Source organism: Aedoeadaptatus ivorii, assembly GCF_900638585.1.
Lineage (GTDB): Bacteria > Bacillota > Clostridia > Tissierellales > Peptoniphilaceae > Aedoeadaptatus > Aedoeadaptatus ivorii.
The window spans coordinates 500,608-524,045 of sequence record NZ_LR134523.1 but is presented as its reverse complement, the minus strand read 5'-3'; the positions used below and the strand labels follow the sequence as shown (position 1 = coordinate 524,045).

Annotated in this window: 24 protein-coding genes and 1 pseudogene; 2 read left to right on the top strand and 23 right to left on the bottom strand. The window is 53.8% G+C overall.

Annotated elements, in window-relative coordinates; all coding sequences use genetic code 11:
* Window positions 1-18: 18 nt before the first annotated feature.
* The 10 genes from pth to EL294_RS02580 all read right to left on the bottom strand — a co-directional run bounded on the left by pth (window position 19) and on the right by EL294_RS02580 (window position 9,091).
* Window positions 19-582: an aminoacyl-tRNA hydrolase gene (gene pth, locus EL294_RS02625; RefSeq protein ID WP_126464984.1), complete on the bottom strand. Its 564-nt coding sequence runs from the start codon at window positions 580-582 to the stop codon at window positions 19-21.
* Entirely contained in the window at window positions 579-1,535 is a 957-nt protein-coding gene (locus tag EL294_RS02620; protein WP_197721108.1) for a ribose-phosphate diphosphokinase, read from the bottom strand. The genes pth and EL294_RS02620 overlap by 4 nt, the downstream gene beginning before the upstream one ends.
* Window position 1,536: 1 nt before the next feature.
* The gene (gene glmU, locus EL294_RS02615) at window positions 1,537-2,910 is read right to left on the bottom strand and encodes a bifunctional UDP-N-acetylglucosamine diphosphorylase/glucosamine-1-phosphate N-acetyltransferase GlmU (RefSeq protein WP_126464982.1); all 1,374 of its coding nucleotides are present in this window, start codon (window positions 2,908-2,910) and stop codon (window positions 1,537-1,539) included.
* Window positions 2,911-3,034: 124 nt separating this feature from the next.
* Window positions 3,035-4,117 (bottom strand): GTPase, encoded by a 1,083-nt coding sequence (locus EL294_RS02610; protein ID WP_126464981.1) that lies wholly within the window; start codon window positions 4,115-4,117, stop codon window positions 3,035-3,037.
* 1 nt (window position 4,118) lies between these two features.
* On the bottom strand, window positions 4,119-5,540 hold the full coding sequence (hydG, locus tag EL294_RS02605; RefSeq protein ID WP_269471182.1) for a [FeFe] hydrogenase H-cluster radical SAM maturase HydG: 1,422 nt from the start codon (window positions 5,538-5,540) through the stop codon (window positions 4,119-4,121).
* Window positions 5,537-6,580, bottom strand: a complete 1,044-nt coding sequence (gene hydE, locus EL294_RS02600) for a [FeFe] hydrogenase H-cluster radical SAM maturase HydE (RefSeq protein WP_126464978.1) — start codon at window positions 6,578-6,580, stop codon at window positions 5,537-5,539. Before hydE ends, hydG begins: the two co-directional genes overlap by 4 nt.
* Window positions 6,577-6,831: a TM1266 family iron-only hydrogenase system putative regulator gene (locus EL294_RS02595; protein WP_126464976.1), complete on the bottom strand. Its 255-nt coding sequence runs from the start codon at window positions 6,829-6,831 to the stop codon at window positions 6,577-6,579. Before EL294_RS02595 ends, hydE begins: the two co-directional genes overlap by 4 nt.
* Before the next feature lie 217 nt (window positions 6,832-7,048).
* Window positions 7,049-7,468, bottom strand: a complete 420-nt coding sequence (locus tag EL294_RS02590) for a PPC domain-containing DNA-binding protein (RefSeq protein ID WP_126464972.1) — start codon at window positions 7,466-7,468, stop codon at window positions 7,049-7,051.
* 10 nt (window positions 7,469-7,478) lie between these two features.
* A complete protein-coding gene (locus EL294_RS02585) occupies window positions 7,479-8,480 on the bottom strand; it encodes a glycosyltransferase family 4 protein (RefSeq protein WP_126464970.1) in 1,002 nt (333 codons plus the stop codon).
* Window positions 8,477-9,091: a TVP38/TMEM64 family protein gene (locus EL294_RS02580; RefSeq protein ID WP_126464968.1), complete on the bottom strand. Its 615-nt coding sequence runs from the start codon at window positions 9,089-9,091 to the stop codon at window positions 8,477-8,479. Before EL294_RS02580 ends, EL294_RS02585 begins: the two co-directional genes overlap by 4 nt.
* A 283-nt stretch (window positions 9,092-9,374) precedes the next feature.
* Here EL294_RS02580 and EL294_RS02575 point away from each other — a divergent pair, with 283 nt between their 5' ends.
* Window positions 9,375-10,142 (top strand): aspartate/glutamate racemase family protein, encoded by a 768-nt coding sequence (locus tag EL294_RS02575; RefSeq protein WP_126464966.1) that lies wholly within the window; start codon window positions 9,375-9,377, stop codon window positions 10,140-10,142.
* Here the strand turns inward: EL294_RS02575 and EL294_RS02570 are convergent.
* The 7 genes and pseudogenes from EL294_RS02570 to EL294_RS02545 form a co-directional block, all read right to left on the bottom strand.
* The gene (locus tag EL294_RS02570) at window positions 10,083-11,288 is read right to left on the bottom strand and encodes a carboxylate--amine ligase (RefSeq protein WP_232006496.1); all 1,206 of its coding nucleotides are present in this window, start codon (window positions 11,286-11,288) and stop codon (window positions 10,083-10,085) included. The two genes, EL294_RS02575 and EL294_RS02570, sit on opposite strands and share 60 nt — an antisense overlap.
* Before the next feature lie 133 nt (window positions 11,289-11,421).
* A complete protein-coding gene (locus tag EL294_RS02565) occupies window positions 11,422-12,363 on the bottom strand; it encodes an ABC transporter permease (RefSeq protein WP_232006495.1) in 942 nt (313 codons plus the stop codon).
* Entirely contained in the window at window positions 12,356-13,051 is a 696-nt protein-coding gene (locus tag EL294_RS08135) for an ABC transporter permease (RefSeq protein ID WP_331852447.1), read from the bottom strand. Before EL294_RS08135 ends, EL294_RS02565 begins: the two co-directional genes overlap by 8 nt.
* Window positions 13,052-13,124: 73 nt before the next feature.
* Window positions 13,125-13,358: pseudogene (locus EL294_RS08130) on the bottom strand (ABC transporter permease subunit); the annotation flags it as partial.
* A gap of 103 nt (window positions 13,359-13,461) precedes the next feature.
* Window positions 13,462-14,991, bottom strand: a complete 1,530-nt coding sequence (locus tag EL294_RS02555) for an ABC transporter ATP-binding protein (RefSeq protein ID WP_126464964.1) — start codon at window positions 14,989-14,991, stop codon at window positions 13,462-13,464.
* A gap of 104 nt (window positions 14,992-15,095) precedes the next feature.
* Window positions 15,096-16,193 carry a BMP family lipoprotein gene (locus EL294_RS02550; RefSeq protein WP_126464962.1) on the bottom strand — a complete coding sequence of 366 codons (1,098 nt, stop codon included), beginning with the start codon at window positions 16,191-16,193 and terminating at the stop codon, window positions 15,096-15,098.
* A gap of 110 nt (window positions 16,194-16,303) precedes the next feature.
* A complete protein-coding gene (locus EL294_RS02545; protein ID WP_126464960.1) occupies window positions 16,304-17,239 on the bottom strand; it encodes a hypothetical protein in 936 nt (311 codons plus the stop codon).
* A 219-nt stretch (window positions 17,240-17,458) separates the two neighbouring features.
* Between EL294_RS02545 and EL294_RS02540 the strand changes: the two genes are divergently transcribed.
* A complete protein-coding gene (locus tag EL294_RS02540) occupies window positions 17,459-17,920 on the top strand; it encodes a hypothetical protein (RefSeq protein ID WP_126464958.1) in 462 nt (153 codons plus the stop codon).
* Between the two features lie 32 nt (window positions 17,921-17,952).
* Here EL294_RS02540 and EL294_RS02535 read toward each other — a convergent pair whose 3' ends face one another.
* Genes EL294_RS02535 through EL294_RS02510 form a run of 6 tightly spaced genes read right to left on the bottom strand, consistent with a single transcriptional unit; the run spans window position 17,953 to window position 23,407 of the window.
* Window positions 17,953-19,134, bottom strand: coding sequence for an NAD(P)/FAD-dependent oxidoreductase (locus EL294_RS02535; RefSeq protein WP_164715187.1), 1,182 nt, complete (start codon window positions 19,132-19,134; stop codon window positions 17,953-17,955).
* A 40-nt stretch (window positions 19,135-19,174) separates the two neighbouring features.
* Window positions 19,175-20,215: an ABC transporter substrate-binding protein gene (locus EL294_RS02530; protein ID WP_126464954.1), complete on the bottom strand. Its 1,041-nt coding sequence runs from the start codon at window positions 20,213-20,215 to the stop codon at window positions 19,175-19,177.
* A 1-nt stretch (window position 20,216) separates the two neighbouring features.
* Window positions 20,217-20,996 (bottom strand): ABC transporter permease, encoded by a 780-nt coding sequence (locus tag EL294_RS02525; protein WP_126464952.1) that lies wholly within the window; start codon window positions 20,994-20,996, stop codon window positions 20,217-20,219.
* The gene (locus EL294_RS02520; RefSeq protein WP_126464950.1) at window positions 20,986-21,819 is read right to left on the bottom strand and encodes an ABC transporter permease; all 834 of its coding nucleotides are present in this window, start codon (window positions 21,817-21,819) and stop codon (window positions 20,986-20,988) included. The genes EL294_RS02525 and EL294_RS02520 overlap by 11 nt, the downstream gene beginning before the upstream one ends.
* Before the next feature lies 1 nt (window position 21,820).
* Window positions 21,821-22,858, bottom strand: coding sequence for an ABC transporter ATP-binding protein (locus tag EL294_RS02515; protein ID WP_126464948.1), 1,038 nt, complete (start codon window positions 22,856-22,858; stop codon window positions 21,821-21,823).
* Between the two features lie 9 nt (window positions 22,859-22,867).
* On the bottom strand, window positions 22,868-23,407 hold the full coding sequence (locus EL294_RS02510) for a helix-turn-helix domain-containing protein (protein WP_126464946.1): 540 nt from the start codon (window positions 23,405-23,407) through the stop codon (window positions 22,868-22,870).
* Between the last annotated feature and the right edge of the window lie 31 nt (window positions 23,408-23,438).

The following is a 23,438-nucleotide window of genomic DNA, read 5'->3' as shown; positions in this document are numbered from 1 at the left end:
AAAATCTTGGGCTGCTTTTTATTTTCCGTTCCACATATTCATGGCGCTGTCGACGCCGTCAATCGTCCAGGCGATGGCCGCGCGCTTTGCCTTTTCCACCGTCTCCTCCATCACCGGAATCTCGTCTTTGGAAAAACCGGAGAGGACGAAGTCGGCGAGATCCATATGGGGATTCTTTTTGCCGACGGCGATCTTGAGCCGGGGGAACTGATCGGATCGTATTTGATAGATAATCGATTTTAACCCGTTGTGGGTGCCGGCACTGCCGGACTTTCGGATGCGGATGGTGCCAAATTCGATGTCGATGTCGTCGACCAGTACCAGCACCTCCTCCGGCGGGATCTTAAAATAGTGCATACATTCCCTGACGGATTGTCCGCTTTCGTTCATATAGGTGCTCGGCTTGAGCAGGCGCACTTTTTTGCCCTGTATGCGCCCCTCGCCGTAGAGCCCCTTAAAGCGTATGGAATTGACGGAGATATTCAGATGGTCTGCAATGGCGTCCAATGCCATAAAACCGACATTGTGGCGGGTGTGTCGGTAGCGATCTCCGGGATTTCCCAAACCGACGATCAGCATTATTCTTCGTCAAAAATCTTGCTGATGGAATTGTCGGTGTTAATCCGCTGAATGGCGCTCGCGAGGATCGGCGCCACGCTGACGATGTCGATCTTTTCGGATCGCTTTTCTTCCGGCAGGTGGATGGTGTCGGTGATCACGAATTTTTCCATCACGGAGTTGTTGATGCGGTCGATGGCGGGGCCGGAGAGCACGCCGTGGCTCGCACAGCCGTAGATTTTCTTCGCGCCGTATTTCTTCAGCGCTTCCGCCGCCTTGCACATGGTGCCGGCGGTATCGGCGATGTCGTCGACCAGGATGCAGTCCTTGCCTTCGATAGAACCGATGACGTTCATAACTTCGCTCTCATTCGCCTTGGGTCTGCGCTTTTCGATGATGGCAATGGGGGCGCTGCCCAATTTTTCGGCGAAGTTTCGGGTGCGGGTCACGCCGCCCAGGTCGGGGCTTACGGCGACGACATTGGATACGTCGATATTTTCGTTAAAGTAATCCGCTAAGTAGGGAATGGCCGTCAAGTGGTCCACGGGAATGTCGAAGTAACCCTGAATCTGTCCGGCGTGCAGGTCCATACAGACCACGCGGTTGGCGCCGCTGGTGGCGATCAGATTGGCGACGAGCTTCGCCGTAATGGGTTCGCGGGCGCGCACCTTTCGGTCTTGGCGGGCGTAGCCGTAATAGGGCACCACGGCATTGATCCGGCCGGCGCTGGCGCGCTTTAGTGCGTCGATCAGGATCAAAAGTTCCATCAAGTGGTCGTTTACCGACGCCGAGGTGGGCTGAATGACGAATACGTCCTTGCCGCGTACGGATTCTTTAATGTCGATGGAAATTTCTCCGTCGCTGAATTGGTTGACATTGCAGTCGCCCAAGGGAATCTTGAGGAGCTTGCAGATTTTGTCCACCAATTCCGGATTGGAGTTTCCGGAAAAAATTACGATATCTCCGTGATTGTGCATATTATTTATCCTTTCTTTCGGCCCAGCCGGGAATGTTTCTCTGTCTGTCTCGGGCAACCGCCAGGGCGTTGTCCGCCACTTCTTCCGTAATCGTACTGCCCGCTGCGACATAGGCGCCCTTGCCGACTTCTACCGGCGCCACCAAATTCGAGTTCGAGCCGATAAAGGCATGGTCGCCCACGACGGTCTTGAATTTTTCCTTGCCGTTGTAGTTGGCGAAGATCACCCCGCAGCCGATGTTGACCCCTTCTCCCACTTCGCCGTCGCCGATATAGGCGAGGTGGCCCGCTTTGGTGCCGACGCCGATGTGGGATTTTTTGACCTCGACAAAATTGCCGATGTGCACGTCTTCTTCCAATACGCTATTCGGACGCAGATGGGCAAAAGGCCCGATGGTCACGCGCGCCGCAACTTGGGAGGATTCGATGACGGAATTGTCGATCACCACCTCGTCTCCGATCACGCTGTCCGATACGCGCGAGGCGCCGCGAATTCTGACGCCCTCGCCGATCTTCGTCTTGCCTTCCAAATGGACGCCGGGATCCAAAATGGTATCCGGGGCGATCTCCACGTCGAAGTCCACCATGGTGGATTCCGGATGGAGGAAGGTAACGCCGTTTTTCATATGGTGCTCGTTGATGCGCCGACGCAGAATATTTTCACATTGCGCCAGCTGTACGCGGGAGTTGATCCCCAGCATTTCCTCTTCACAACCGATGGTAAATCCGCCGATGTTCTTGCCCTGTTCGCGGAGCAGGCGAATGACATCGGTCAGATACAGTTCCTGTTGGCTGTTGTCGCTGGTCAGCGCCCCCAAGTTGTCCTTGAGCGCACTGCCCTTAAAGGCGAAGATCCCGGTGTTGACTTCGGTGATCGCCTTTTCCTTGTCGCTTGCGTCCTTTTCCTCTACGATGCCCAGGATATTGGAGTCCTGGCCGCGGATAATTCGGCCGTAGCCGAAGGGTTTTTTGACGATGGCGGTAAGCACGCAGGCGTCGAAGCCGTGATAGTCCACATACTTCATAAAACGCGCGATGGTCTCCTGCTTAAACAGGGGGGTATCCCCCGTGAGGATATAGACCGTATCGTCCTCGTCGAATTCGTCGATGGCGCATTTTACGGCATAGCCCGTGCCGTAAGGGATGCCTTCTCCCACCTTTTGTTCTATAAATTTCAGTGGCTTGTCCTGAAAATAGGAAATCACTTCTTCTTTTTTGTGGCCGACGATGACAACGTTTTTGTCCATCGCATTCGAAATGCAGTTGTCGACCACATAACTCAAAATGGCCTTGCCCGCCACTTTGTGCAGCACTTTGGGCACTTGCGACTTCATGCGCGTGCCTTCCCCCGCTGCTAATATAATTGATACATTCACGCTTCCACCTCATTCGTATGTTTCTCACCCTATTATAACGAACCTTCCCGTTTCCCTCAACAACGGAAGGGCACAAAAAGGACCCGCCGCAAATGCAGCGGGTCCTTCTTTTCATTCAATACAGCTATCGCCAATCCACATCGTCCAAAATGCCCCGAAGCGCGGCGATCAAAATCCCGTAGTTGGTGACCGGTACGCCTGCGCGTACGGCGGCCTCGATCCGCGCCTGCACCACGGGCCGCTGAAACATACAGCTGCCGCACATGACGATCAGATCATAGGACGCCACGTCTTCGGGAAAATCGATGCCGCGGGAAAAATCGATGCAAAGCCTCTCGCCGATCTTTTTTCGAAGAAGCCGCGGAATCTTCACCCGTCCGATGTCCTCTTCCTTGGGCGCGTGGGTGCAGGCTTCGGAGATCAAAATGCGGCTCGATTCGGTAAGGGAATCGAGCGTCCGCGCCCCCACCACCATGCGCTCTATATCGCCCTTTGCCCGGGCGAAGAGGATCGAAAAGGAGGTGATCTTCGTGCCTTCGGGCTTTTTCGCGAACACCTCGGCGAAAACCTGGGAGTCGGTGACAATCCAATCCGGGGGATCCGCCATGCGTTCTATCGCCGCCTCCATAGTTTCAGGGGTGGCGACGGTGGCGGTGAGCTGTGTGTCGAGGATCTCTCGCAGGGTCTGTACCTGCGGCAAGATCAGCCGCCCTCGGGGCGCGGATTCGTCCTGGGGCATAATCAGGAGCAGATGATCGCCGGGCGATGCAATGCCCTCCAAAAGGCGCGGTGCGCGCTCCTTTTCTTTGAAGAGATTTCGAATGCGCTGAAGAATCGTATCGCGCGCTTCGAACGGCCAACTGAGGGCCAGCACGGGGATCTTCTTTTCCAAAAGCGCCGCGCGGATCTCCGGGGCGCCCTCTCCCAAAACAATGGCGGCATCGATCTCGTCGAGCACCTTGACGGTGCGCCGCATGCGCTCATTTCCCAGCGCGGTCGCATCGGAAAAGCCCGCCGTATCGATCAGCGTCACCGGCCCCAAACCGTCGATCTCCATATTCTTATACACCGGATCGGTGGTCGTCCCGGGCAGATCCGATACCATAGAGGTCTTTTGTCCCGTCAGCAGATTCATCAGCGTGCTTTTGCCGCTGTTGGTCGCTCCGAAAATCCCGATATGCAGGCGCAGTCCCTTTTGTGTCTCCATATCAGAACCGAAAATCCCTTTCGCCGGCGCGGATCTTGGCGACATTTTCTCGCGCCTTTTCTCGCAGATCCGCGCGCTCCACGTCGTCTAAAAACTCTTCGATGCGCCGCTCGCCCAGCGCACGGGTCGATGCCGTCGCATAATCCGACAGGTACTCCTCCAGCGTCATAATCGCATTGGGCTGGCAGAATTGCGCGATCTGAAAGTTCTTTACCTCTTCCATAAAGGTCTCGCCGGTGCGCCCCGCGCGGTAGCAGGCGGTACAAAAGCTCGGCAAATACCCTAGCTCCAATAGCCATGCGATCACCTCGTCCAGAGGCCGGGCATCGTCGGTGTCAAACTGGGCGGAGTTTTCTTCTTCGCGCCCCTCGTCGTAACCTCCGACGGAGGTCTTGGAGCCGCCGCTGATCTGCGATACCCCGAGTTCCAGGGCCTTTTTGCGCATCTCCATGCTCTCGCGGGTGGAGATAATCATCCCCGTATAGGGAACTGCCACGCGGATCAAGGCGATAATGTCCTCGAAAATGGCATCGGGCACGCCGTTTTCAAAGGCATCGGGGTCGATGTCGTCCGCCGGGCGGATTCGAGGCACCGAAATCGTATGGGGCCCGACGCCCTTATAGGCTTCCAAGTGCTCCGCGTGCATCAACTGGCCGATAAAGTCGTATTTGTAGCTGTTGAGGCCGTACAATACCCCCAAACCCACATCGTCGATGCCGCCGTCCATGGCGCGGTCCATCGCTTCGGTGTGGTAGGCCCAATTCGCCTTCGGTCCCTTCGGGTGGAGCTTTTCATAATTTTCTTTGTGGTAGGTTTCCTGAAACAGAATATAGGTGCCGATTTCGGCTTCTTTGAGTTTTCGATAATTTTCGACCGTGGTCGCCGCGATATTGACATTCACCCGGCGAATGGCGCCGTTTTTGTGCTTGATCCCGTAGATCGTGCGGATGCTCTCCAACACGTATTCGATGGGATTGTTCACCGGGTCCTCGCCCAATTCCAGTGCGAGGCGCTTATGTCCCATATCCTGGAGCGCTACGACCTCTCGTTCGATCTCCTCTTGCGAAAGCTTTACCCGGTCGATATGTGCGTTTTCCTTGTGGTACGGGCAGTATACGCAGCCGTTTACGCAATAGTTGGATAAGTACAGCGGCGCAAAGAGCACAATTCGGTTGCCATAGTATTTCTTTTTAATCGCCCGGGCGAGTTCCCGAAACGATTCCCGCACATCGGGAAGTTCCGAGACTAAAAGTACCGCCGCCTCGCGGTGGTCCAACCCTTCCATCTTCTTGCCCTTCTCCAGGATTTCTTCCTGAAGCGCCCGGTCCTTTGCGTGGGCCTCGGCATAGGCTAAGGTATCGAGTATCTCTTCGTGATTGATAAAGTCTTCCGCCTTCGGCGACATCTTGTTATACATTCTCATCCCTCCACTTTATAATCTCCCCGGCCCATATCGATCGTATAGCCCAGGGCTGCGATTTGATCCTTCAATGTTTCCAAATTCTCCGCCGCTTCTAATGCAAAGGACGCCTTATTGTCGTAGATCGCATAGCGCCTGCGGTTTTCCCGCGGACTCAGATTCGGCATAAAAACATTCGCGCCCGCCCGGATGCCCCGATTGCGCCCGTCTTTTGCCAAGGTCTGCATCGCCGTCGTAGACGGGATATTTGCCTTGGGAAAGAGCATCCGCAAAATCGCGATACAATACGCCGCGAGATCCACGCTGCCGCAGGAAAAGTCCCTAAACGGCGTGGCGTGGTGGCGGACATAGGGACCGATCCCCATCATGGCGGGCTCGAGTTCTTGTAAGAACATAAAGTCCTCGATCAGATTCTCGATCCTCTGATAGGGGCTTCCCACCATAAATCCGCTCCCCACTTGGTATCCTAATGCCTTGAGATCCCACAGGCATCGCTTTCTCTTCTCCGGATCCATCTCCGACGGATGCAATTTGCCGTAGTGATCGGCATCGGCGGTCTCGTGGCGGAGCAAAAAACGGTCCGCCCCTGCCCGCTTCAGCCGCGCATAGGATTCGCGGCTCCGCTCGCCCACCGACAAAGTGACGGCGGCGTCGGGACAGATCGCCTTGATCCGTGCAATGCGATCGGCAAGAATCTCGTCGGTAAAATAGGGATCCTCGCCCCCTTGGAGCACAAAGGTGCGAAAGCCCATCGCCGCGCCGGCACGGACCGCATCTTCCATCGCCCCGACATCGAGGCGAAATCGCTCCAAACCGGCATTGTCCCTGCGGATGCCGCAGTAGAAACAATTGTTTTTACAATAATTGGTAAATTCGATCAAACCTCGCACGTAGATTTTTCCGTGGAAGTGCTTCCGACTGATTGCCTCCGCCTTCTGAAACACCCGTTTCTCCAGCTGTTCGCGGTTCTCTAAGAGATAGCGCAGCTCCCGTCGGTCGAAGCCCGCGCCGCTTCCCGCTTTTTCTAAAATTCCTTCGATCATCGCACACCTGCCAACGTCGTCTTTACGGTGACATCGCCGAGCATCCCGAGCTTCCCGGAAAGCGCATTGATCTTGTCCTGCTCCCCGTCGACCACGACGCTGATCAAAGACAGCGCCCGCTTGGGATAGGGGATGCCGAGCCTGCCCACGATAATGTGGCGGTACTCGTGCAAGAGCCCGTTAATGCGCTCCACACAGTCCGAGGAACCGGATTCGACGATAATGGCGATGATGCCCAACTTTTCATCCATATTCCTAAACCTCCTCCCTCGGCTTCAAGGACGAACCTCGAAAACAAAGGTACATTGATAGTTCGCTAACTAATCTGATTTTAACACAGATTTTATCTTCCCACTTACATATAAGAAAGAAATACAGAATTTCTCGCCCGGCGATGGCATAGAAAGGGCTGTTTTCGTATGCAGGCATCAAAAAAGAGCCCTCTCGGGCTCTCTCGTTCTCAATCGATCAAAATACCATCTTGTTGACGCCGCTCTTTTCGTCAAACACGCGCTCCACGGTGCCGCCGACGGTGTGGATAAAGAGTTCCGCGGTGACGGAGATAACGCCCTCGTGGAAGTGGCCGCCGAAAACATTGCCCTCTACATCTCCCAGATTGATATGGCTGTGGAGATAGGCCTCGCCGTCTTTTCTCGTCAAATTGCCCATAAACATGGTGATTTCCATGGGCTTTTTCAGATGCATTTCGGTATATTCTTTGGCGTTTAGGTCCATGATGCCGAACTTTACGTCGTCTGTGGCGCCGAGGCCCACGACCGATGCCGCCTGAATGTTTTCTTTCTCTGCCAATACCAAGAGGCTCTCTGCGATTTTATCGCCCGGATCCAGGCGCAGGACGATATCGTCTCCATACACTTTGTATTCCATGGTGTCTCCTTTACATATTTGCGTCGATGCTTTGATAAATATCCACCAGCCGTTTTCCGATGCTCTCGAAAGAACGGGACTGGGCAACTTTATACCCGTTTTCTCGCAAATCCTGCATCTCACCGGACAAAATCTTTTTTGCCTTCTCGGCGAATTCGTCGTGGGAGCGCGCCATATGTACGTCGCGGCCCTGGGTGAGCCAGCCTTTGTAGACGGGGATGTTTCTGAGGAGCACGGGGATTTTCGAAGCCAATGCCTCGAGGACGACGATGCCTTCGGTCTCTTCGTAAGAAGGGAATAAGAACAGATCCGCGCCGAAGTACGCATCGCGCAGCGCCTCGCGGGATACGTAGCCCGGAAAGCGAAGGTTCGAGGGCGCCTGTTCGATGGCACGGGCGACCTTGGCGGGGATCAGGCTCGGGCTGGTCTTTCCGAACCAGATAAAGCGGTATTCGGGCATGGACTTTGCTAATTCGATAAAATCCAAAATCCCCTTTCGCTCGATCCACAGGCCCACCGACATAATAACCTTATCCTCGGGCCCATAGCCGTAGAGTTTTCGGAACCGGTTGCGCTCATCGCCCTTGGCGGTATAAAAATCGAGATCGATGCCGTTGCTGAGTACGTAAATATCCTTATCGACCCCGTCTTCTTCTAAGAGCCGCTTGGAGTAGGCGGAAGGGGTGACGACCACATCTCCCTGTTCGTATAAGTACCGGATCCATTTGCCGAAATAGGGGGCGATTTGATTGGATCCCTTAAAGGAATTGCGGAAATCTTCTTCGGTGGAATGGGCGTGGAGGACCACTTTCTTTCCGGCTTTTCTCGCCCGATGTGCCATAAAGGGCGTACCGGGAAAAATCGTGTTGATATGCACCACGTCCGCGTCCTTGTAATTGTCTACCACCCGAGCGCCCGCCAGGGTAAGGCACCACTTTTGGTGAATACCCGCCCGGCCGATGCCGCTGGTTGCGATCCACTTTTGAAACTGCGAGTAAATATAGACTTTCATAGTATGATCTTTCCCGCCACCTTTGTTGCCACATTGATGAGATAAACCATGCCCATGGTGTAGGACCAGATGGCAAAGGGTTTACCCAACAGAATTATCGTCGTAAACCGTTCGAAGCGAATGCGACTTAAGCCCGCCACATAGCAGAGGATGTCGTCGGGCGCAAACGGAAAGAAGATGAGAAAGGCGAGGACCTTCTCGAATCGCGAGGTATCGTCGAGATAGTGCAAATACTTTTCGAAGGTCTTTCCCCCCGCCATCTGTCTGGCGAACGCCGAACCGTAGCGCCGGGAGAGGTAAAACGCCGCGATGGAGCCTAGGCAGATGCCGATGTAATTGTATAAGAATCCCTTTAGCGAGCCGAAGAAGACCACGCCGAAGACGCAGCCCACCGCCCCGGGCAGGATGGGGATGACGACCTGTATCGCCTGAATCGCGATAAAGACCAATGGGGCGAATGCACCCGATGCCTCGAGCGCCGCGCGGATCTTGTTTTCGTCGGTCAAAAGGCCCGCTCTCCACATCCACAACAAAAACAGACCCGTCGCCACCCAGCTCGCTATATTGATCGATTTTTTTACATGGGGATTTCGAATCCAATTCTTTATCATGAAAACCTCGTTTCGACGCCACGATCCTATGTTCCCTTCTATTTTACCTGAAATACCGCTCCCGTCGTGTACAATCCGGGTAAAATTCCAAACATGGCGGCGTCATAATCTCTAAGATTCGGCAAAACGAAGCGATTCTCTTTTTCCCGCCTATTGCAAGGCCGTCGTGATCGGCCGATGCCACCGGGTATCGCGCTGTTTTCGGCTTTCAAGGGCCAATCTTCTTGCATATGCTTTCTATCTGCGATAGTATGAAAAATATCTATGAAAGGAAGTGTATCTTATGTCCCAACATACCATCGGCGTACTGAGCGGCCTCGGCCCGCTGGTGACCGCGCAGTTTCAGACGATCGTCCTCTCGCTTACCGATGCCCACTGCGACCAGGACTATCCCGATATGGTGATTACCTCTACCGCTTCGACCCCCGATCGCACCGCATACATACTGGGCGAAAGCGAGGAAAGTCCCCTGCCATATCTTTTGCGCGATGTAAAAATTCTGGAAAAGGCCGGGGCGGATGCCATCGTATTGCTTTGTAACAGCGCCCACTGCTTTTACGATGCGCTCGCCGCTTCCGTATCGGTGCCCATTGTCAATTTGATCGAGACCGCCGCCGATGCCGTGGCAGAACGCGCCGCCGAAACCACAGGCATTATGGCCACCACGGGCAATCTCCGCTCGGGTCTGTATCAAGATGCCCTGTCGCGTCGAGGGATCGCGTATGTCCTCCCCGATCAAACAATGCAGCAAAAGGTGATGGAGATCATCTATACCAACTTAAAGGCGACGGGCAAGTGTCGCCCCGATTCAGTCGCCGAGGTGGTTTCCTACTTTCGACAAAAAGGCGCCGACAGCATTCTATTGGGCTGTACGGAGCTTTCTATCTTATATCGTGCGGGCATCGTCGATCCCCGCTTCTGCGTCGATTCGCTTACGACCCTCGCCGAAAAGAGCATCGATCTTTCGGGCAAGTCCAAAAGGCCCGATCCCCTAACCGTAGATACGGTAGTATTTAACGGTAGAGAGGCGGCGGCGCCAGTATTGAAGTAGCCTCGCCGGCGAGCGATCGTTCTCATACCACTGGGTAAATGCATAGCCGTCCTTTAACAATTCTTTTGCATACGCCCGGTCTCCGGGAGAGGCGTATTTTTTTAATACATAGGGATCGACATAGAGCCACAGCCCTCGCGCTGTATGGCGGTGACAACCTTCTAAGCCGCCGTCGAGCACATCGTTTAAGAGATAGCTGATATAATTGAGCCCGCCGGCTTCCATATAAAAGCTGGAACGACCCGGTCGCAGGTTCATTTCGAAAACCTTAAATCTCCCATCGCGGGGGTCTCGCTTTAAATCGAAATTGCCGTAGCCTTTATAGCCGATCGCCTCCAAAAACTTTTGATACCGGTCGTAGACTTCCGGATTGTCTTCGGTAACGAGGGCATTGTAGTTGCCGATATTTAAGGGCAGCACCTCGTCTAAGAGGCATTTGCCGTAGCACATCATGCGCACGCGTCCCTCGCCGTCGGAATAGGTGTTGAGCACTGCCATTTCACTTTGATCCCCCGGGATAAAGTCCTGGAGGATCATGGCTCCCTTATAACCGGCGCCGTAGATCTGTGCCATCACCGTCCGCGCCGCCTGCGGCGTATGTATGGTGTAGGCCTTTTTTTTATGGGGAAAATCGATCATGGCATACCCAATGCTGTCATTGGGCTTTACTGCAATGGGATACTCCAAGCCCTCAAAATCAAAATCCGCGTATTCCGCATCCAATACATGGGTATCGGGATATTCGAGCCCGTAGGTTTCACACATATGGTAAAAGTCGATTTTATCTTCCAGTTTTCGGCGCAGCGCCTCCTCTACGATGCGAAAGCGATAGGCGCCTTGTAAGACTTCGGCATTGCGGCTCATCAGCTCCGCATAGAGATCCGAACAGGGCACGAGCACTTTCTCCTTGTCGGGATGCGCCGCGGCGAAGTCGAGGAGCGTGCGGGTAAATACCTCGTCGCGATAAAAACCCTCGACGATATGCGGCGTTACAATGCGGCTGTTTGCCGTCTCGACGAGCGCCTTGTAGCCGAAGGCATGAGAGGTCTTTTCGTAATGAGAATGACAGCTGCGGGCGATGCCGTATGCGTTGATGTCTGTGCCCAGTATGACGAGCATAACATTTTCCAATCGATTGCGATTCATCTTTCCTCCGTACTTTTTATATGTATTTGACGGCTGCCGATCGTTTTGAATCGACAATTATTCCTATTCTAGGATATCGCAAAGGAGAGCAAAAAAAAAGATGCGCAGACGCATTTGTCTGCACATCAACCATTTATTTGTTTCGCTTGTAGGGCAACCCGTTTGCCGACGGTCCACGTGCCTCGCCTACGAAGGCGATCATGGCGACCATGGTGATGACATACGGGAGCATATTCAAGAGGTCCGGCGCCACCGAAAGGGAGGTCGAACCCAGATAGACCACCAGGCCTTCCGCCGCCCCGAAAAGGAGGCACGCGAGCAGCGTGGTGTGAGGCTTCCAGCCGCCGAAAATGACCGCCGCAAGGGCGATAAAGCCTTGGCCCGAAATGAGGGTCTCGCGGAAGTTCGCCACCACGGCGAGACTCAGGCTCGCACCGCCCAGGCCCGCCAAAAATCCCGAGGTCAATACGCCGATGTATTTCATCTTATACACATCGACACCCAGGGTCTCGGCGGCGTGCGGGTGTTCGCCCACCGCCCGAAGGCGCAGTCCCAATTTGGTCTTGTAGAGGACGAAGTAAACCACGGCGACCAAGGCGATGGCGATATATACGGTGATATATTGGTTAAAGATAATATTGCCCACGGTGCCGCCCTTAAAGACGCCGGAAAATACCCGGGGCATCTTGTTGCCGAGGGGGATGGGTTGAGTCATCGCCGCCCCGTCGAAAAACAGGCGGGCGAGGAAAATCGAAAGGCCCGGCCCCAGCAAGTTGATGGCGGTACCGCTCACCACGTGGTCGGCGCCGAAGTGGATCGTCGCCACGCCGTGTAGGAGCGCAATGGCCATGCCCCCCAATCCGCCGGCGATAAAGGCGAGCCAGGGGTTTCCCAGATAAAATCCGACCGTTGCGCCCACCAGGGCGCCGATGGTCATCATGCCTTCGAGTCCGATATTGACGACGCCGGTGTTTTCGCTGACGATGCCGCCCATGGCCGCATAAATCAAGGGAGCGGCGTAGAGCAAGGTGATGCCCAGCACCCCGGCGATGCTTAACAGTATTGTGTTATTCAATGGTTTCCCCTCCCCCTTGTTTCTTCGCGGCAAATTTGTTGCGGATCCAGTCCATAAAGCGCGGCATGGCGATAAACAACACGATAATGCCGATGACGATATTGATAATCTCCGAAGGCGTCTTCATGGCGGAATTTAGCTTCCCGCCGCCGTAACTGAGGGCGGCAAAGAGAATGCCCGCAGGAATACAGGCGATGGGATGATTAGCGGCGATCAAACTGACCGCGATGCCGTTAAATCCGTAGCCCTGTTGTGCCGCCAACAGGCCGATATTGCCCTGTACGCCGAGCACCTGCACGGCGCCGGCGAGCCCGGCGATGGCGCCGGAAACGGCCATGGAAATCATGACGTTCTTAGAGATATTGATGCCGCCATATTCCGCGGCAAATTTATTGTAGCCCACCGCCTTCAATTCGTAGCCCAAGCTGGTTTTCTTTAAAATAAACCACACTGCAATGGCGACGACGATGGCGAGCAAAATGCCCCAGTGAACCGGCGGGTTCAAGATGTCCTTGAGGATTTCGTGTTCGCGCAAAAAGGCGCGCCCGGCGCCGGAGCGCTTCCACTCGCCCAAAATGCGAATCCCCGCCGACGGGTGAATGTCGAAGGAATAGTTGCTGTCGGGCTTTCTGAGAAATGCCTTGGTGAGCATATAGTTGCTCAGGTAGAAGGCGATCCAGTTCAACATAATCGAGGGAGTTGACCTCGTTGACGCCCCGCTTTGCCTTGCAGATGCCGACAATCGCGCCCCAAAGCGCGCCGAAGGCGACCCCTGCGAGTATGGCGACGACGGCGTGGATCACCGGCGGCATCTCGACCGCCGCGCCCACCATAATGGCGCCCAAACTCCCGACGATAAACTGTCCTTCCGCCCCGATATTAAAGATGCCGGTGCGAAAGGCGAAGGCGACGGCGATCCCCGTAAGGATGATCGGCACCGCCTCGACGATGGTCCAAGACAGATACTTGGGACGGCCGAAGGCGCCCAAAATCATGACCTTATACGCTTCTATGGGGTTTACGTCCACGGCAAGCAAGATAATCGCTCCCACCAAAAGGCCCAGGGCGACGGACATCAGCGTGTAGTAGAGCATACGCTTATTCATGGTCTTTACCTCCCGCCATATAGTAGCCCAATTCCTTTTCGTCGGCCTCCCCGTCTCGGAAGATCTTGGTGATCTGTCCCTCATATAAAATTCCGATGCGATCGGAAAGACTCATGACTTCCTCCAATTCGAAGCTCACCAACAGCACCGCCTTGCCGCGGTCCCGTTGTTCCACCAGGAATTTGTGAATGTATTCGATTGCGCCCACGTCGAGACCCCGCGTCGGCTGCGCTGCGATCAGGATTTCGGGATCGTCGTCGATCTCGCGCGCCAAGATGACCTTTTGCTGATTCCCGCCGGAAAGTTCTCCCGCCAGATAATCGCTGCGCCGCGGCCGAATGTCGTACGATTCCATCAGCCCTTGTGCATGGGTACGGATGGCTTCATCCTGCAAGATGCCGCCCTTGGCATAGGGCATCTCGTGGAAGCGGTGAAGGATCATATTTTCCGCCACGCTAAATTCCTGCACCAGGCCCCGCTTGTTTCTGTCTTCGGGAATGTTGTTCATGCCCGCATCGCGGATCTCCTTGGGTGACTTTTGCGTCATATCCTTGCCGCCGATGAAAATCTTTCCGCCCTCAATGGGTCGTAAACCCGTAAGCGCCTCCAACAACTCCGATTGGCCGTTGCCGTCGACGCCCGCGATGCCGAAGATCTCGCCCTTTCGGACTTCGAGATTCAAGCCGCGGAGTTTTTCCACGCCGCGAAAATCCTTGACGCGAAGGCCTTCCACCTTGAGGAACTCCTCGCCCAACTGCATGGGCTTTTTATAGACCGAAAAGGCGATCTCGCGGCCGACCATCTTTTCTGCCAGTGCTTCTTCGGAGGTCGACGCCACATCCACCGTGTCGATCCACTTGCCCCGACGAATGATCGTGCAACGCTCCGCCAACGCTTTGATCTCGCCCAATTTGTGGGTGATGATGATAATGCTTTTTCCTTCTTCGGCGAGGGAACGCAGGATTTTAATCAGCTCCTCGATCTCCTGGGGCGTAAGTACCGCCGTGGGTTCGTCGAAGATCAATATGTCCGCATCGCGATAAAGCGCTTTTAGGATCTCGACCCGCTGCTGCATACCCACCGAAATGTTTTCGATGCGATCGTCCGGGTCGATCTTGAGGCCGTAACGATCGGAAAGCTCCATCACGCGTCTACGCGCTTCTTCTTTGTCCAGCACGACGCCTTTTGTGGGTTCTTCTCCCAAAATAATATTTTCTACCACGGTAAAGGGCTCGAACAGCATAAAGTGCTGGTGCACCATCCCCAAACCCGCCTCGATGGCGTCCTTGGGACCGCGAAAATCCACGGGCTTTCCGTGGATCCGAATCGCGCCTTCCGTGGGCGCATATAAACCGTAGAGTACGTTCATCAGCGTACTCTTGCCCGCGCCGTTTTCACCTAAGAGTGCGTGGATCTCCCCTTTTTCGACGACGAGATCGATCGTGTCGTTCGCCACGAAGTCACCGAATTTCTTGGTGATTCCACGCATCTCCACGGCGGGCGCATTTTGTCTTTCAACCATCGTTATCCCCCTTAATATACTCGTTTTATTATACACTATCCCCCCGCTTTTCTAAAGGCGCAAACAAAAAGGAGAGGCATTTCGCCTCTCCCGCGAGATCAAATTTATTTTGCTTCAAATGTTTCGTATTCTTCCTTGGAGCTCGGCACCTTGATTTCGCCGGATACGATCTTTTCCTTTAAGGCGTCGATCTTGGCGAGGATTTCCGGTTTTACATTCTTGTCGCTGGTGGGTGCGATGTCGACCGTATCGCCGTCCTTCAAGCCGAAGCTGAGGTTTTCGCCGCCGGGGAAGTCTTCGCCCTTGGAAAGGCCTTCGAGCACCTTATAGACGGCGCTGTCTGCGCGCTTCATAGCGGAGGTGAGTACATTGTCCGGTGCGATGTCGTTTTGGTCGCGGTCTACGCCGATGGCCCATTTGTCTTGGTCCTTGGCGGCTTCGATTACGCCGTCGCCCGCACCGCCGGAAGCGTGGAATACCACGTCGGCGCCCTGTTGATACATATTGGTCGCGATGCTCTTGCCTTTGGCCGCATCGGAGAAGTTGCCGACGTATTGGCTGACGAACTGGATCTCTTGGCCCTTTTCCTTGGCCGCTTGGTCCACGCCCGCTTTGTAGCCGTATTCAAAGGTTTGAATCAACGTGGATTCTTGTCCGCCAACAAAGCCGACTTTGTTGGTTTCGCTGGTAAGCCCCGCGATATAGCCGACGAGGAAGGAAGGTTCTTCCGCCTTAAATTCGAGACCGGTCAGGTTGTCCGGACCGTCTTCGTAGGTATAGTCGACGATGACAAAGTTAACGTCGGGGTTATTTTCCGCCGCTTCCAACATCGCATCGCCCAAGTTGAAGCCAGCCGCTACGATGACTTCGTTGCCGGCATCCAACAGGGTTTCGATATTGGGTGCGTAGTCGCCCGCCTCCTTGGATTCTTGGTAGGATACGTCGAATCCGAAGTCGGCGTTTGCCTTTTGCAAGCCTTCCCATACGCCTTGGTTAAAGGATTGGTCGTTGATGCCGCCTTCGTCGGTGACAAAGCCGATCTTCATACCCTTTACGTCGCCGTCGGTCTTGCCTTCGGCTTCCGTCTTATTTGCATTCGTACCTTCATTGCCGTTATCGGCCGCTTTCTCTGCGCCGCCGCATGCCGCCAGTACAAATGTAAAGAGCATGATCATGGCCAGAAACAGCGATTTTTTCTTCATTTGGTTCCCCCTTTATTTGATCTGCATTTATTATAATATGGAATAGATAAAAATACAATTCGGTAAGGTTTTCCGGGTGTTTTTCTATACCCCCTTCGGGCCCTGTGATTTCAGAAGTAAATGCCCCTGGGCACCACAAAGACAAAGACCGAAAGGCAGAAGGCGAGGAGGAAAAATCCCAATCCCTGCCGCAGATCCAGCCCCGAAAGCCTGAGTTCCCGCCGCGTCATCAGCTTAAAGAGCAAATAGCCGATGCCCGCCGCAAGCGGAAGGAGCAAAAAGGCGCCGAGATTTCCTGGTGCTTTTCCCATCGCCCGGGGAAGCGCAAATACAAATGCGAGCATCGAAAACGGAATCACAGGATACAGCTTTTTGCGGTCGAGAAAAATCACCGCGCCGACGGCGATGACGGCGACCGCCGCCACGACCTTCGAAGCCGTATTCCAAAAGCGGACGCGGTTCATCGCCGCGGGATAGATCCTCTCCAAGCTGTTGATATAGATGCCCGAACGGGTCTTGGAACCGGTGACGGGCTTGACGTCCTTGTCGTCGTCCTTTGCGACATCGGAAAAGTCGTCGACCTTGCCGTTGGTGATAAATACGCCTACGGTCGCCACCGGTCTTTTCGAAGAGAGCGACAGTGTCCCCGGCAGATTCGACACGCTGAAGGCATAATCCCCTACCTTTTCATCCAGGGGAATGCGCATTTCGGCGTCCGGTTGGAGCGTAAAGTCCTCCTTTGCGACCAGATCGCGAATGTTTAAAGACTCATAGACCGCACCACTCACCTTGTCGTAGCCGCCCTTGAGCCGCACCTTGCTGTGCGACGGTTCCACGCCCTCCGGCAGGTACACATTGTCAGAAAGCGCGCCCAATACGCGCAGACTGGAAGCGTCGCCCCGATAGCGAAAACGCACGTCATAGCGATAGCGGCCGTCTCGTCCCCCTTCCGGTCTGCGGGCGATCTTCAAATGATCCACCCGGGCGGGATTTTCGAAAATCAATCCGTGGAAGGGTAAGTCTTTCGTCTCTTTGACGGGAAACAAAGCGGCTTCCGATATGAAGGGCGTTAGAGTCAGTAGAAAACATAGTACTAAAAAAACAACAAAAATAATTCCGTTTTTTATCTGTTTCTGCATGATCATCCCCCTAATTTCTACACGATTTTAATTTATCATACCATAAAGTCTACGCCGTGGGATGGAAAATTGGTGAAACCTTTTCATAGAAGCCGCCCCTGTGCTATACTGATTTCGGAGGTAACTATGGAAATCGAAAAAACAAAACTCTTACAGATCTTAAAAAAACTGGATTATATCGGGATGTTCGCCCTGGGCATTATGGCCGTCGCACATCCCTTCCTTCCCCTGTACGATGCATCCGGCAATTTCGTCGAATCCGCCGCCTTGGCGCGCATTGCGGTGATTATGGTCGTACTCGCCGTCGGCATTCCCTTTTTTAAGAAAGAGATCAACGCCATCGACGCCGGCAAAAAGCCCTTTAACATACATAAAAAGCACCCCACCGTCGTCTTGCCCAAGGTAAACAAAATCATCGCCATCGCCTTTGCGGTCTGCCCCTTTTTGTTTATCCCCCTGGCGATCTGGCGATACAAGGACGAAGGATTACAGTGGCAATTTTTTTACAGTCTATTTTACGTCTTCGTCTATCTCGCCATCGGCACGCGTCTGCAACTGAAGATCGCCCTGCAAGCGCCGGACAAATAAAAAATTCCCGAACTCGATGGTTCGGGAATTTTTTATGCTTTCTTTTCGGTAAAGGGATAGGCCGCCGATATGGCTTCGTCGACGGGCGCCTTTTCTTCGACCATTTTCTTGAATTTCATCATATTTTTGGTCTCGCCGTAGAGGATGACGCCGGTGATCATGCCGTCTTTGGCGTAGAGGCGATGGTGAATGTCACCGTCGTCGTAGAAATAGACATCGCCCTCGCCGACCTCGCCGGCGCTGAAGATCTGAATGTCCCCCATATCCAACCGGGTAAAGAGCATGGGATTGTCGTAGCGAAGCGCGCCGCCCGCCATATTGGCGCCGGCGACTCTCCCCATAGACATCGAGGCGGGCCAGATTCCCATCACTTTGCCGTCTACCTGTGCCACATCCCCCGCGGCATACACGCCGTCGATATTGGTCTTTAAGCTATGGTCGACGACGACGCCACGGTCGATTGCGAGGCCCGTGCCTTCGAACAATTGGATATTGGGCTTAACCCCGGTGGAAAGGAGCACGAAGTCCAGATCGAGCACGCTTCCGTCCTCGAATTCGATGCCTTCCAGATGGTCGTCGCCTAAAAACCGAGAGGTGTTTTTGTCGGTATAGACCATATACCCCTGGTCCTTCAGCTCTTCGTTGAGCATTAGGCCCAGTTCGCGGTCCAGCTGCCGGCTCAATACGTAATCGGAGTGGTGGATAATCGCCACTTCTTTGCCCAATTCCTTCAGGCTGCGCGCCGCTTCGAGGCCCAACAGGCCGCCGCCGATGACCCCGACGCGCTGTTTGCCTTTTAAATATTTCTGAATGCCCAGCAAGTCGTCGTAACTTCTTAAGGTAAAGACGCCGGGGATGTCCTTATTTTCAAACGGGGGCGCACTGGCATGGCTGCCGTTTGCCAAAAGGATTTTGTTGCCGCGAACGGTCTTTCCGCTCTTTAGGGTCAGGGTCTTGGATTCGAAGTCGATCTTTTCGACCTTTTCGCCGATGAATTCGTCGATCCCCAACTGTTTCGCCCATCCCTCTTTGTTCAGATCGGGAAAGGTCGGATCCTTCTCGCCCAAGAGTTCGGTCAGCTTGATTCTGTAATACCCGTCTCGGTTCTCATCGCCCAACAACAAGATGGTGCCCGTGTCGTCGTTTTTTCGGATTTCCTTGGCGGCCGTTACACCGGCGATACCGCATCCGACAATTACATACTCATAAGCCACAACTAACATCCTCCTTCAGAATAAATGGTTTTTCGTGATCCTACCGCGCCGTCACTTCCGTCCAGATTCGGTCGTATTCTTCGACAAAGCTGCCCAGATCGCGGTACACTTCCAAGGGAGGGAGGGTATCGGGATCCGGATAGGCGACGGGATCGTTTTTGATCTCGTCTGGAAGCATTTCTATGGCCTCGGGGATCGGCGTTGCATATCCGACGTTGAACTCGGCGTTTTTCGCCGCAATATCCGGTCGGGACATAAAATTAATAAAGCGCATCGCCGCTTCGGGATTCTTTGCATTCTTTGGAACTACAAAAGAATCATACCATATATTCGTACCCTCTTTCGGTATTACATAATTTAAATCTTCATTTTCTTCCATCATCATCAGCGCATCGCCAGAATACATCACCGAAAGAGAGGCATCGCCCTGGCTCATCACATCTCGACCTTCGTCGGCAAGATAGGCATAGACCAAAGGCTTTTGCTCGATCAACGCTTGCCCCGCCGCCTCGAGCTCGTCGATGGAGCGGCTGTTCATGCTATATCCCAGCTTTTTAAGCGCCACGGCGATGGAATCGCGCTGGGAATTATACATAATGATCTGGTTTTTATACTTGGGATCCCACAGGCTGTTCCACGAGTCGATCTGCTCATCTACGTATTTCTCGTTGACGACGATCCCCAGCGTCCCCCAGTAATAGGGCACCGAATACTTGTTGTTCGGGTCGTATTCCATATCCAAAAAGCGCTTGTCGAACTTTTTGATATTCGGGATCAAAGAATAGTCCAGCGGCATCAGCATATCTTCTCGAATCATGCGCTCGATCATATACTCGGAGGGCACGATCACGTCATAGGGTTCGTTGGATTTTTTGATCTTGACGTACAGGTCTTCGTTGGAGGCAAAGGTGTCGTAGATCACCTTGATGCCCGTCTCTTCTTCGAACTGGGCGATGGTATCCATATCCACATACTCGCCCCAGTTGTAGACCGATACGGTCTGTCCCTCGTCCTTTTGATCGGCGCAACCCGTTAGGGCGAGGGCGAATATCAAAATGAGGATCCAAAACTGTTTTTTCATATTACACCTCGAAGTGGATCAGATCGATATCCCGCTTGTTCAAAATCAACAGCAGGATAAAGATCGTCACAAAGAGAATGGTAGAGATGGCGTTCATCGACGGGTTGATCCCCGTCTTCGCCATGGAATACAGCGCAATGGAAAGATTCGAGACCCCTTGTCCGGTGGTAAAAAACGAGATGATAAAATCGTCCACCGAAAGCGTAAAGGCCATCAGTGCGCCGGAGGCGATGCCGGGTTTGATCTGCGGAATCACCACATAGCGGAGCGCCTCGATGGGCTTGGCCCCCAAATCGAAGGCCGCCTCGACGGTGTTTTGATCCAGCTGGTCCAATTTGGGCAGCACCGATAGGATCACATAGGGCGTACAAAAGACGATATGCGAAAGCGTCATGGTTACAAGCCCCTGCTCCAAGGCGAGAAAGCCGAACAAACTCATCAGCGCCACCGCCGTTACGATGTCGGGGTTTAAGACCGGCAGATAGTTCACGTTTAAGACGAGGCTCTGCTGTCTGCGCCTTAAAGCGCGGATGCCGATGGCGGATACGGTACCCAAGACGGTAGAAACCACCGTCGCCACCGCCGCCACGAGGATCGTATTGTAAAAGCTGTTTAAAATAATGGGATCGGAAAAGAGATCCGTGTACCAGTGGGTGGTAAAGCCCGCCCACACCCCGCGGAGTTTGGTGTCGTTAAAACTGAACACGATCAACACCGCAATCGGCAGATACAAAAAGGCGAGCATCAGGCCCAAATACAGTTTTCGAAGTTTATTTCCCATGTTTCACGCCCTTTCCGTCGTCGATCCCGAACTTGCGGGAAAAGAAGAGCATCGTGAACAAAATCAGCATCAGCACCACGGAAATCGTCGAGCCGAAGGCCCAGTTGCCCGTAAAGCGGAACTGCTGTTCGATGATATTGCCCACCAAATAGTACTTATTGCCCCCCAAGAGCGCCGAAATGACAAAGGTCGAAAGCGCCGGGATAAAGCACATCAAAATCCCGCTGTAGATGCCGGAAAGAGAGAGCGGTAGCGTCACCTTGCGAAAGGCGTGCCAGGGAGAAGCCCCCAAGTCCTGCGCCGCCTCCAAGAGCGACTTGTCCATCTTCGTCAGTACGGAATAGATGGGGAGCACCATAAAGGGGATAAAGTTATAGATCATACCCATCAAAATCGCCCCTTCGTTATACATCATTTCGAAGGGCCCGAGACCCAACAGCCCCATCATGCGGTTTAAGACGCCGTTTCTGCCCAATAGGGTAATCCAGGCATAGGTCCGCAAGAGAAAGTTCATCCACATGGGAATCACAAAGAGCAGAATCATCATCGAGGCGTCCTTTTGCTTGAGCCGGGAGATAAAATAGGCGGCGGGATAGCCCAAAAGCAGGCAGACGACGGTCGATACCGCCGCGAGCACGATGGAACGCCACAGAATCCGGAGATAGATGGGCTGCAAAAACCGCGCGTACTGTTCCGTCGAAAAGCGGTATTCACCCATATTCATGGTGCTGATGCCGTTAAAGCTCATATAGACGATCAGCGCGATGGGAAGGAGAATAAACAATACCGCCCAAAAAATATAGGGAATCGAGAATCGCTTCATATCAGGACTCCGCCTTCATCACGTGGAAGTTGTCCGGTTCGATATAGATCCCCACCTCGTCGCCGGGTTCCTTGGAAAGGGTGGACTGCACCATCCATCGCTGGCCTTCCACATCGAGAATCATTTCGTAATGCACGCCCTTAAAAACCGTAGAAAGTACCTTACCCTTCAACACATCCTCGTCCGTATAAGAGAGCTCCACATCCTCGGGCCGGATGACGATCTGCACCGGCTCCGACGGCAGAAAGCCCGTATCCACACAGGCGAATTCCCGCCCGTAAAAAGAGATCAAGCGGTCTTTTACGAAAATGCCGGGGATAATATTGCTCTCGCCGATAAAGTTCGCGACGAAGGCGTTTTGCGGCTCGTTATAGATGTCGATGGGCGTGGCGATCTGCAGGATCTCTCCGTCCTTCATGACCACCACCCGATCGCTCATGCTCAGTGCCTCTTCCTGGTCGTGGGTGACGTAGATAAAGGTAATGCCCACGCGCTCTTGGATCCTCTTGAGTTCAAACTGCATCTGCTTTCTGAGCTTTAGGTCCAAGGCGCCCAACGGTTCGTCGAGAAGAAGGATCTCGGGGTCGTTGACCAGGGCCCGGGCGATGGCGATACGCTGCTGCTGCCCGCCGGAAAGGGAGTCGATCTTTCGACTTTCGGTGCCGGGCAGATTGACGAGGGCGAGCATTTCCCGCACCCGCGTCTCGATCTCTTTTTGGGGCGTGCCCTTGAGTTTTAAGCCGAAGGCGACATTGTCGAAGACATTCAGATGGGGAAAGAGCGCGTATTTTTGAAACACCGTATTTACCGGCCGCTCGTAGGGCTTCAGGGCGGTCATATCCTTCCCGCGAAACAACAGCGTGCCTTCATCCATGGTTTCAAAGCCGGCGATAATCCGAAGGGTCGTCGTCTTTCCGCAGCCGCTGGGACCCAACAGGGTGACGAACTCGCCATCTGCGATCTCCAGATCGATGCCCTTCAGTACTTCCGTTTCGTCAAAGGTCTTTCGAATGTCCTTGAGCGTAATAATTTTTTCCATGTCCACCTCCTAAAAACTCGGGGGATCCGCAACCCACAAAATGCGCGCTATCCGCTTGCCGCGATTCACAAAATAACAGGCGGCATTGCCCGACGCATAGATCGTATCGCCCTTTTTGACCTCGTGTCGTTCCTCTCCGTAAAAGAAGTAGAGTTTGCCCTCGAGGATATAGGCGAAGCTTTCGCCTTCGAAGGGCGAGAGTACGCGACTTCTCCCTTCGGGCTCAATTTGCCAAAGGGTCGGTTCCATGGCGTTTTTCTGCGCATTGGGGACGATATAGTCGATCGAATAGCCGTCTTCTTCGCTTCTCGCTTCAAAGGCGTCGTCGGGCGTAAAGACGACTTTTTCTTCGCCCTTTTCACGAAAGAACTCCTCCGGCGTGATGCCGAGGGCCTCGCAAATATCGAGAAAAGTCGCCACCGACGGGCTGGTAAGGTCCCGCTCCACCTGAGAGATAAAGCCCTTTGTCAGCTCGCTGCGCTCCGCCAGTTCTTTCTGCGTCAGATTCTGTTTTAGCCGCAAATTGCGTATTTTCTTTCCGAATTTCATGGATCACCACTAAACTTTAAGGTTAATTTAC